This is a genomic window from Candidatus Frankia nodulisporulans, from assembly GCF_902806475.1.
In the GTDB taxonomy this organism is placed as follows: domain Bacteria; phylum Actinomycetota; class Actinomycetes; order Frankiales; family Frankiaceae; genus Frankia; species Frankia umida.
Genome location: NZ_CADCWS010000169.1, coordinates 1 through 9622 on the forward strand (window position 1 = coordinate 1; position 9622 = coordinate 9622).

The window sequence follows — 9622 nt, forward strand, 5'->3', positions numbered from 1 at the left end:
GACGCTCGACGGCGCGGCCGGGGGGATGGGCCGCGAGCTGTTCGGCGTCGCGATCAGCGTGGGATCGGGTGTCGCCGGGTTCGGGTCCGCTGACATCGTCCTGGTTCCCTTCATCTGGTCGTTCTGGTCTCGACGTCTAGCCTGACCTGGCCTGCTCCGCGCACCGCGCGCACCGTCCGGGATGCCTGCGGCCCAGCCCGCCGATGCGGTGCGGGGACCGCGGTGCGTCGGCGGTCGGAGTCGGTGCCGGTGGCGAGTCGGTGGCAGTGCTGGTGGCGGGGAAAAAGTTCACCGCCCATTTCCCGGACGGCGATACCCCATCATCGATGTTGATAACACGATGTGGACGGGGTGATACGTCACTGCGCCACAGGTCCTGCGACCATATCACCCATATCGGGCGGATCTACGCCTGTCGTCGCGCGGGGTGGCGAGCGGATCCACGCCAGAATCCACATCCTGACACGTCAGGGACAATGGCTGAGGTAGCGCCGCTGGGCTGTCTCGGGCGGGCCGAGGTCGGTTACGGTGCAGACGCAGGCCTGGACGCGGCCCGCGCAGGCCGGGACAGCGGCTGGCAGGGAGTGCTGATGCCCGACCCGCAACGAGCCTTCGTCAGTTCCGAGGACGCCCACCCGCAGGATGCCCGGCCGGACGAACCGCGTGCCCGGAGCACCGCGACACCCGACGACCTCGAGGGTGTGTCCGTGCTGGCCGAACGGCTCGCCCGCGGCGAGGTGACCTCGCGGGAGCTGGTCGAGGCGGCACTCGAGCGGATCGAGGCGACACAGTCGACGCTCAACGCCTTCCGCCGGATTCGCGCCCTGGAGGCCCTCGACGAGGCGGCGGCGGCCGACGCAGCGCTCGAGCAGGGCGCGGCCACCCGAGCGGCCACCGGGTCGGTGACCGGTGGCACGGCGACCGGCCGGTATCGGCCTGTGCTCGGCGTGCCGATCGCGATCAAGGATGACACGGACATCGCCGGGATGCCCACCGCGTTCGGCGCGATGGGCGAGTTCCCGCCGGCGGCCCGCGACAGTGAGATGGTCCGGCGGCTGAAGGCCGCGGGGGCGATCATCGTCGGCAAGACGAACACCCCGGAGTTCGGCCAGTGGCCGTTCACCGAGGGTCCGGCGTTCGGGGTGACCCGCAACCCCTGGGATCTCGATCATTCGCCGGGCGGGTCGTCGGGGGGTGCCGCGGCGGCGGTGGCGGCGGGGCTCGTCCCGGGTGCGATCGGTTCGGACGGTGCGGGGTCGGTGCGCATCCCGGCGGCGTGGACGCATCTGGTCGGTATCAAGCCCCGGCGCGGGCGGATCTCCAGCGCCCCGGTGCGCGAGCAGTTCAACGGGCTGACCGTGTTCGGGCCGCTGACCAGGACGGTCGCCGACGGTGCCCGGCTGCTCGACGCCCTGTCCGGCAGCCTGCCGACCGACCGGGACCGACCGCCGGCGCCCGCGGAGTCGTTCCTCGCGGCGGCCGGGCATCCGCCGCCCCGGCTGCGGATCGGCCTGTCGCTGCACCGTCCCTACAGTGGCATGCCGGCGAACCTCGACCCGGCGGTGCGGGCCGCGGTGGAGCGGATCGCCGAGGTCCTGGCCAGGCTCGGGCATGAGGTCATCCCGGTCGAACCGCCCTACGGGCTGCTCGGCACGATCTTTCTGCCGCGGTCGATGGACGGCATCCGGGACTGGGCCCAGCGGGTGCCCGACCCGTCCCTGCTCGATTCGCGCACCCTGGCCAACGCCCGCACCGGACGGCTGCTGCGCCCGATCCTCCCGCTGACCCGCGCGGCCGAACCGGTGGCCCGGCTCAACATCGGCCGGGTCTTCCGCAAGGTGGACGTGGTGCTCGCCCCGACCACCGCGACACCGCCGCCACGGGTCGGCGAGCTCAACCGGGACACGAACTGGGCGACCGACCAGGCGATCGTCGCCGCCTGCCCGTTCGCCTGGCCGTGGAACGTGCTCGGCTGGCCGGCGGTCAACGTGCCGGCCGGGTTCACCCCGGCGGGGCTGCCGGTGGGCGCGCAGCTGCTGGGCCCGGCCACGGCCGAGACCCGGTTGATCTCCCTGGCCGCGGAACTCGAGGACGCCGAGCGCTGGCAGCTGCGCTATCCGGGGGAACGGGTCGCCCATATCGGCTGACCCGTGCGGCCGGATCTGACCATCCGGTCAGATTCTGGTGACCTTCGGAACGTCCTGTCAGGGTGCGTGGCCGAACTCCTGGTCGGGTCGGGACAATGACACCCATGCGCACTGTCCGGACGGACACCCCCGCCGCCCTGATGCCCGCGGACGAACGGTCGGAGAACCTCGCGTTCGTCGTTGCCGGTGCCACGGTCCTGCTCGGCACGCTGCTCGCCGACGTGCTCTCCACCGTCGCCCTGGCCGGCTATTTCGGCCTTGGTCCGCTGATCCTCGCCGCGGCCTGTCCGACGCTCATCACCGCGGGCGTCGGCGGGGTGACGGTGCTGCTGGGCATCGTGTCCGGCTTGTGGGACGATCGGTTCGGCACCGGTCAGCACATCGCGGCCATTCTGCTGATCGCCATCCAGGCGGCGATCGCCGTGTGTATCTGTGTGTTCCGGGAGCGGCAGCGCTCGAAGCTGCACCGCGTCCAGGCGGTGGCCGAGGTGGCGCAGCGTGCGTTGCTGCCCGCGGTGCCCGGGCGCCTGGACGGCGTGGGTTTCGCCGCCCGCTACCTGTCGGCGGCGCGGGAGGCGTCCGTCGGCGGCGATCTGTACGAGGTCGTGCCGACCGCGCACAGCATCCGGGTGATCATCGGGGATGTGCGGGGCAAGGGGCTGCCCGCGGTGCGGCTGGCCTCGGTGGTGCTGGGCGCCTTCCGGGAGGCCGCTGTCACCTGGCTGGATCCCGAGCAGGTCGCGGCGGCGTGTGCGCGCGCCGCCGCCCGGGAGGCCGGGCCGGAGGACTTCGTCACCGCGCTCGTGCTGGACATCCACCCCGACGGACGGCTCGGGATGTGCTCGGCCGGCCACCATCCGCCGCGTCTGGTGTCGCCACGCGGTGCGAGCCGAACCCTCACGTTGCGCTCCCCGAGCCCGCCGCTGGGCCTCGCCGACCAGTTCACCGTGACGAACGCGTTCTGGGAGGTCGGCGACCGGCTGCTGCTGTTCACCGACGGCCTGATCGAGGCCCGGGACGCCACCGGCCACTTCTTCGACCTCGACGAGCATCTCGACCTGCTGCGCGGCGGCGGCCAGGAGGAGGCCCTCGACCGGCTCACCACGGCCCTGGACACCCACGCCGACGGCGCCCTGCACGACGACCTCGCCCTCCTGCTCGTCGAACGCCACCCGCTGAACGCCCCGCACGGTCCGAATCGCCTGAAACGGCCCGCGGAAGGACCTGCTCACCGCCGGACGGGTCAGGTGCGGGTGCGGCGGCGGCCTTCGCGGCGGTAGGAGAAGGGGCCGGGCAGGTCGACGCTGGACAGGCCGCCGCGGCGCTGCCGGGACCAGACCCGCCAGGAGATCCGGCCGAGTTTCAGTGTCACCGAGGACACTCCGTTCTCGCTGACATTGACGTGGAACGGCCCGTACTTCGGGCGGCGGGTGTATCGCAGACCCATCTGGCACCTCCTGCGGGATGCGGGCCGGGCTTTGTTCGTCCTCGACCCGGCCCGATATCCGTACCGAAACAGCGACAATGCGCTTGTCTCCGGTATTGCGCGGTTTACACCTCGCCGCCTCGATATGCCGAGGAGAGCGGCGCCGAGGGCCGCCGGACCCGGCGCGGGTGTTTGTCGGGCGACGCGCACACCGATATCCGACGGATACGGAATCAGGCCATTACCGTCTGAGCATGCGGATCGACCTCACGATGCGGACGGACACGCCTAGGTCCACGGTGGTGGCATTCGGCGAGGGTGATCCGCGGACCGACCGGTCCGTGCTGCGGCTGCTGGTCGCGCTGGTCGTACTGCTCAGCGCGGTGACCGCGTTCGCCGTCGGTGGGCTCGTCGCGCTGTCGCAGCAGCGCATGGCGTCCCCGTCCGGCGTCGGCAGCGACAGCATCAGGGGCGACGGCCAGCGCGGCGACGATCCGGGCGACGGTGGCCATCCGGGCGACGGCGACGATCCGGGTGACGCTGGCGACATGGTGGCGGCCGCCGGTGAGATCGGCCGGCTGGGAGTGGTGGATGACGGGGTGGTGAGCAGGCCCCTGGCCGGGCGGGTTCCGATGGCCGTCCCGCCGACCTCGCGGGTGCCGACGCGGATGCCGACGGCCGTGCCGCCGACACCGCGGATTCCGGATGACGCCGAGCAGGCCCCGGCGAGCCCGGTTCCGGCGCCCCACCGCTGCACTCAGCCTCCTGAGCAGGCCATCAGCGGGTCCGGCCTACCGATTCCGATCTTCCCGCTCTGCTGACCGGCGGCCAGTGTCAGGCTCCGGACACCAGTCCGGGCGGCGACCGGAGAGGGCGATCAGGCTCGTCCACTCGTCGGCGTCGGCGGACACCGTGACGGGTTCGGCGAAGATGCCGACGACCCGCCAGGCGTCGATCTGACCGGCGAGGGCCTGGTGCACCCAGCGGACCAGCTCGAGGTTGCTGCCCACGGTGCGCGCCGAGGTGCTGTCGCCGGGGAGGCGTCCGGCCTCGTCGACGGCGCGGGCGAGGTCCCAGCCGTGCAGGAGCAGGTCGGCGGTGAGCTGGAAGGCGTACTCGTCCGCGGGAGTGGGGCCGAACGACAGGACGGGGTTGCGCGTCCAGACCTCGCTGCGGTTCCAGGCCGCGCGGGACCGGCGGGCGGTGGCACTCCAGACACCGACCGGGTCGGTGCCGAGCTGGTCGCCGTCGAAGCGGCGTCCGATGTCCTCACGGGTCAGGCCGGCCAGCAGCGGCGGAACCCACAGATGTTCGACGGTCAGATGGTTGACCAGGCGGCGGATGTTCCACTCGCGGCAGGGCGTCGGCGCGTCCCAGGCGCCCTCGGGGACCGCGCGGACCTGGATGTCGAAGATGTCCATCGCCCAGTCCAGCCACTCGCGACGTGCCGTGGCAGTCAGCATGCTGCTCGCCATCTCCAGGTGCCCCCTTCGGCGCCACGTCCTCGAACCGCCTACCCGCCGCAGAACACCTACCCACCGGCGCCGGCCACCCAACCCCGCGCATCCAGATGATTACGCGGAGCCCACACCTGGCCACAGACCCGGGCCGTTTCTCCGCTACACGCCGTTATGCACCATCGGGTGCGCGGCACGCATCCGGTGCACATCGGCCGCCTGTCATCATCTCCCCTCATGGATGGTCGCCGTCTGCCGTCGCAACCCGTCTCCCGGGACGACGCCTGCCGCCCACATCCCACGGCACCGGCAGGCGCCCCGTTCCCCCGGACGCTGGTCGTCGCCGACAAGTTCCCGCCTGTGCTCGGCGGCATCCAGACCTTCGCCTGTCATCTCACCGCGGGCCTGCCCGCCGACCGGGTGATCGTCGTCGCGCCGACCGTCGCAGGGGCGGACGAGTTCGACCGCACCCTGCCGTTCCCCGTCGTGCGCATCGGCGAACGAGTCGTGACATCCCGGCGGTCCCGCGCGGTGCTGGCGGATCTGGTGCGCACCGAGGGGTGCGAGGCCGCCTGGTTTCCCACCTCGGCGCCGTACGGCCTGCTCGCGCCGGTGTTGCGTGAGGCCGGTGTGCGGCGGGTCGTGTCGTCCAGTCATGGGCATGAGGTGGCCTGGTCGCGGCTGCCGGTCGGCTGGTCGCTGGTGCGCAGCTGCGCCGCCCGCGCGGACGTGCTCACCTACCTGACCTCGTTCACCCGGCGCCGGCTGGCCGCGGTCGCCCCCAACGGCACGGCCATGGCCCGGCTGACCGGCGGGGTCGACGTCGAACGCTTCCACCCCGGGGCCGGCGGCGACGAGATTCGCCGCATGCTCGGCTGGTCGGACCGTCCGGTGGTCATCTGCGTGGCCCGAATGGTCCCCCGCAAGGGCCAGGACATGCTGATCCGCGGCTGGCCGACGGTGCGCCGGCGGCACCCGGGCGCCCGGCTGCTGCTGGTCGGCAAGGGCCCGGCCGAAAGCCGGCTGCGACTGCTCGCGCGGCGCGTCGGGGTCGCCGACGACGTCCACTTCACCGGCGCCATCCCGGACGAGACGCTGCCCGCCTACCTCGACGCCGCGGACGTGTTCGCCATGCCGTCGCGCACCCGCTGGCTCGGCCTGGACCTCGAGGGCCTCGGCCTGTCGTCCCTGGAAGGCGCCGCCAGCGGCCTGCCGGTGATCACCGGTGCGCAGGGTGGCGCCCCCGACGTGGTCCTGCCCGGTCGCACCGGCACCGTTGTCGACGGACGCGACGTCGACGCCGTGACCAGCGCCGTCCTCGACCTGCTGGACGACCCCGACCGCGCCGCCCGGATGGGCCTCGCCGGCCGCGAGTGGATGCGCACCGCGTGGAGCTGGCAGGAACTCAGCGGCCGCCTCGCCCGCATCCTCACCGGCCTCCCCGTCGACGACCACCTGACCGACCAGATCATCGACCGCACCCTCGCCTCCCCCATGGACCATCCTTCCCCGATGGACCGCCCCACCCCGATGGACGATGCCGCCCCCGCGGACGACACCACCGGCCAGCACCTCCCGGACCGCGTCGACGCCAGCCAGCGCCGGTGACGCCCGCCCCCACCAGACCCACACCGGACGCCAGCACGGCCCGTCCGACCAGCCTGACCTGCCCGGCTGAGAAGGTCACGCCTGGGCGCGGACGCTGGTGGGCGGTGCGGCCGGCGCTGGCCTGCCTGGTACCGGTGGTGGTGGTCTGGTGGGTGGTGCGGTCATGGTCGACCGTGCGGGGTGGGGCGGCGGCGCTGGCCGACGCGCATCCGGCCTGGCTGATCGGGGCGACCGTCGTCGCCCAGTTCACCTGGTTCGCGGGGGCCGCCTGCCAGCAGGGGGCGGTGTCCCGGGCGTTACCGGTCCGACCGCTGCTCGCCGCGCAGGTCGCGGGCAGTGTCGCGAACCACGTGCTGCCGGCCGGTTTCGGGGTCGGCGCGGTCAAACTGCGTTTCCTGCACCGCCATGGCTTCTCGCTGCCCGAGTCGCTGACCGCCGTCGGCCTGGACGCGACCGCCGGCGTCACCACCCACCTCGCGGTGCTCCTCGCCCTGCTCGCCGGTGGCTTCCTCGAGGTCGACACCGCTCGTCTGCCGGGCAGCGGCCCGGTGTTCGCCACGGTGGCCGCCAGCGCCGCGGTGGCCGCCGCCGCGCTGGTGGTGGTGGTGGTGGTGGCACTCCACGCCCAGCTGAGAACCCGGCTCTGGTCCCGGCTGCGGGCCCACCTGTGCGGGGTGGGCACCACCCTGCGCTCGCCGGGACGCGCGGCGCTGCTGTGGGGTGGGTCGGCGGCGATCCCGCTCGTCCACGCGATCACCCTGTGGGCGATCGTCCAGGCGCTGCACCTGCCACTCGGGATCGGCGCGGTGTTCACCCTCTACTACGTCGCCAGTACCGCGTCGGCGGTGGTCCCGTCCCCCGGTGGCTTCGGATCGCTGGACGCGGCCCTGCTCGCCGCGCTCATCGCCACCGGCCAGACACCCCCGGTCGCCCTCGGCGTGGTCCTCGGCTACCGCCTGGTCACCGTGTGGCTCCCGATGGCCCCGTCCGCCTGCGTCCTTGCCGTCATGGTCCGCCGCGGCCAGCTCTGACCCGGGAAGGCACCCCAAGGAGATCCTCGCCGTACACGTCGGCGCGGCCGCTCGGTCACACCGCGGTGGGGCGGTAAAGCTTGGCGTAGGGGCCGCCGGCGGCGAGCAGGTCGTGGTGGGTGCCGTGCTGCGCGACGCGGCCCCGGTCTAGGACGTAGATGCGGTCGGCGTCGATCACCGTGGACAGCCGGTGCGCGATGACCAGACAGGTTCGTCCGACGGCGAGCCGGTCGAGGGCGGCGCGTACCGCGGCCTCCGAGACGGTGTCGAGCGCGGACGTCGCCTCGTCCAGCACCAGGACCCGCGGCGACTGCACCAGTACCCGGGCGATGGCCAGCCGCTGACGTTCCCCACCGGAAAGCCGGTAGCCACGGGCGCCGACCCGGGTCTCCAGGCCGTCCGGCAGGCGTTCGACCAGCGCGGACAGGTAGGCGGCGTCGAGGGCGGCGAGCAGTTCGTCGTCGGTGGCGTCGAGACGTCCGTAGCGCAGGTTCGCGGCGATCGTGTCGTGAAACAGGTGCGGATCCTGCGGGACCACGCCGACCCGCGCGTGCAGCCTGGACGGCGCGATGTCGTCCAGGCTGACCCCGTCGAGCCGGACGGATCCCCGCTGCGGCCGGTGCATCCCGCTGGCGAGATAGGCGACCGTCGTCTTGCCCGCGCCACTGGCCCCGACCACCGCCGTCGTCGTCCCCGCCGCGACCCGCAACGTCACCCCGCTCAGGTCCCAGCCGGCGTCCTCGGCACCGCCGGCGCCGCCGGCCCGGTCGTAGCCGAACCAGACATCCTCCAGCGCCAGGTCCACCCCGAGGCCCAGCTCATCGCCGCGGCCGGAACCGCCGGCGCCCCAAAGGTCACCCGTGCCCCGACGGTCACCCTCGTCCCTGTGGTCACCACGGCCGCCCGGCGCCGCCGGCCGGGGCGTTGTCAGCGCCGGAGCGCGCACCGCACCGGCCGCGTCCCGGCGCGCGGACCTGCCTGGGGACGCCTCGGGGGAGGCGTCGAAACGGGCGCGGATCTCGTCCTCGGGGACGTCCAACAGGGCGAAGATGCGACGGAACGCGGCGCCGGCACCGGCGAGTTCCGTGCGCAGGTCGATCGCGGACGACAGCGGGCCGAACGACACCAGCAGCGCCCCACCCAGTGCGGCGACGGTGCCCAGCGTGGTCCGCTCGGACGAAACCAGCCAGGCGCCAAGCGCCACGACCACCGTCATCGTCGCCACAATGCCGAGGTTGACCAGGAAACGGACCCGGGACGTCAACCGGGCCTGGTCCCGCGAGGCCGTGATCAGCTCGGCGCCGGCGGCGTCGAACCACTCCCGTTCATGGTCGACCCGGTCGAACAACCGCACATGCAGCGCGCCCGACACCGATGCGGTGTCGGCGAGGCGCGCCATCAGCACACCGTCGAGTTCCCGCTGGTGACGGGACAGTTCCGCGAGGCGCCGCCGGCCCGAACGGACCATCAGCAGCGTCGCCGGCGCGAACACCATGACCGCCAGGCTGAGCCGCCGGTCCAGGACGAAGACGACCACCGTGCCGACCGCGATGTCCGCCACCCGGCAGATCACCGCCTGCACCGTGGCGGAGATCGCGTTCTGCGCGGCCAGCACATCATTGGTCATCACCGTCATGACCTCACCAGGCTGACTACGCGGGAAGAAACCGAACGGCAGCCGCTGCAGATGCGTGTTCACGGTCTGCCGGATGCGCACCGAGACCACCCCGCCCAGCCGCGCGATCAACGCCATCCGTGCCGACAGCACCGCCGACTCGAACACCAGCAGCGCCCCCAGCAGCCCGATCGGCCAGACGAGATCCCGGACGTGCCCCCGTGGCAGCGAGACATCCACGAGGTGCCGCAGCAGGAACGGTCCCGCCGCCACCGCGACCGACCCCACCACCGACAGCGCCATCAGCACCGCCACGACCGGCCCCTGATCGGCGAAGA

Annotated in this window: 8 protein-coding genes; 5 read left to right on the forward strand and 3 right to left on the reverse strand. The window is 72.9% G+C overall.

Annotation, left to right across the window (positions count from 1 at the left end):
- The first annotated feature begins 476 nt into the window (after window positions 1-476).
- Both G6R24_RS14650 and G6R24_RS14655 read left to right on the forward strand, forming a co-directional pair.
- Window positions 477-2147 (forward strand): amidase, encoded by a 1671-nt coding sequence (locus G6R24_RS14650; protein WP_225438544.1) that lies wholly within the window; start codon window positions 477-479, stop codon window positions 2145-2147.
- Window positions 2148-2251: 104 nt separating this feature from the next.
- A complete protein-coding gene (locus G6R24_RS14655) occupies window positions 2252-3427 on the forward strand; it encodes a PP2C family protein-serine/threonine phosphatase (RefSeq protein ID WP_163549810.1) in 1176 nt (391 codons plus the stop codon).
- Here G6R24_RS14655 and G6R24_RS14660 read toward each other — a convergent pair.
- The gene (locus G6R24_RS14660) at window positions 3391-3594 is read right to left on the reverse strand and encodes a DUF4236 domain-containing protein (protein WP_163549811.1); all 204 of its coding nucleotides are present in this window, start codon (window positions 3592-3594) and stop codon (window positions 3391-3393) included. The two genes, G6R24_RS14655 and G6R24_RS14660, sit on opposite strands and share 37 nt — an antisense overlap.
- Before the next feature lie 233 nt (window positions 3595-3827).
- Here G6R24_RS14660 and G6R24_RS14665 point away from each other — a divergent pair, with 233 nt between their 5' ends.
- Window positions 3828-4394, forward strand: coding sequence for a hypothetical protein (locus G6R24_RS14665; protein WP_163549812.1), 567 nt, complete (start codon window positions 3828-3830; stop codon window positions 4392-4394).
- Here the strand turns inward: G6R24_RS14665 and G6R24_RS14670 are convergent.
- Window positions 4365-5036: a TIGR03086 family metal-binding protein gene (locus G6R24_RS14670; RefSeq protein ID WP_163549816.1), complete on the reverse strand. Its 672-nt coding sequence runs from the start codon at window positions 5034-5036 to the stop codon at window positions 4365-4367. The genes G6R24_RS14665 and G6R24_RS14670 overlap by 30 nt on opposite strands.
- Before the next feature lie 231 nt (window positions 5037-5267).
- On the opposite strand from G6R24_RS14670, the gene G6R24_RS14675 reads away from it, so the two are divergent.
- Together G6R24_RS14675 and G6R24_RS14680 are read left to right on the forward strand one after the other, a co-directional pair.
- Window positions 5268-6638 (forward strand): glycosyltransferase family 4 protein, encoded by a 1371-nt coding sequence (locus G6R24_RS14675; protein WP_163549813.1) that lies wholly within the window; start codon window positions 5268-5270, stop codon window positions 6636-6638.
- Window positions 6635-7669 (forward strand): lysylphosphatidylglycerol synthase transmembrane domain-containing protein, encoded by a 1035-nt coding sequence (locus tag G6R24_RS14680; protein WP_225438545.1) that lies wholly within the window; start codon window positions 6635-6637, stop codon window positions 7667-7669. The genes G6R24_RS14675 and G6R24_RS14680 overlap by 4 nt, the downstream gene beginning before the upstream one ends.
- 55 nt (window positions 7670-7724) lie before the next feature.
- Here the strand turns inward: G6R24_RS14680 and G6R24_RS14685 are convergent.
- Window positions 7725-9622: ABC transporter ATP-binding protein (locus tag G6R24_RS14685; protein WP_163549814.1), on the reverse strand; the 1898-nt coding region annotated here is incomplete at its 5' end.

What these genes read in the sequence shown, in the direction of transcription:
- G6R24_RS14655 (WP_163549810.1), top strand. Translation starts at nt 2,252, where the DNA reads ATGCGCACTGTCCGGACGGACACCCCCGCCGCCCTGATGCCCGCGGAC.
- G6R24_RS14665 (WP_163549812.1), top strand. Translation starts at nt 3,828, where the DNA reads ATGCGGATCGACCTCACGATGCGGACGGACACGCCTAGGTCCACGGTG.
- G6R24_RS14670 (WP_163549816.1), bottom strand. Translation starts at nt 5,036, where the DNA reads ATGCTGACTGCCACGGCACGTCGCGAGTGGCTGGACTGGGCGATGGAC.
- G6R24_RS14650 (WP_225438544.1), top strand. Translation starts at nt 477, where the DNA reads ATGGCTGAGGTAGCGCCGCTGGGCTGTCTCGGGCGGGCCGAGGTCGGT.
- G6R24_RS14675 (WP_163549813.1), top strand. Translation starts at nt 5,268, where the DNA reads ATGGATGGTCGCCGTCTGCCGTCGCAACCCGTCTCCCGGGACGACGCC.
- G6R24_RS14660 (WP_163549811.1), bottom strand. Translation starts at nt 3,594, where the DNA reads ATGGGTCTGCGATACACCCGCCGCCCGAAGTACGGGCCGTTCCACGTC.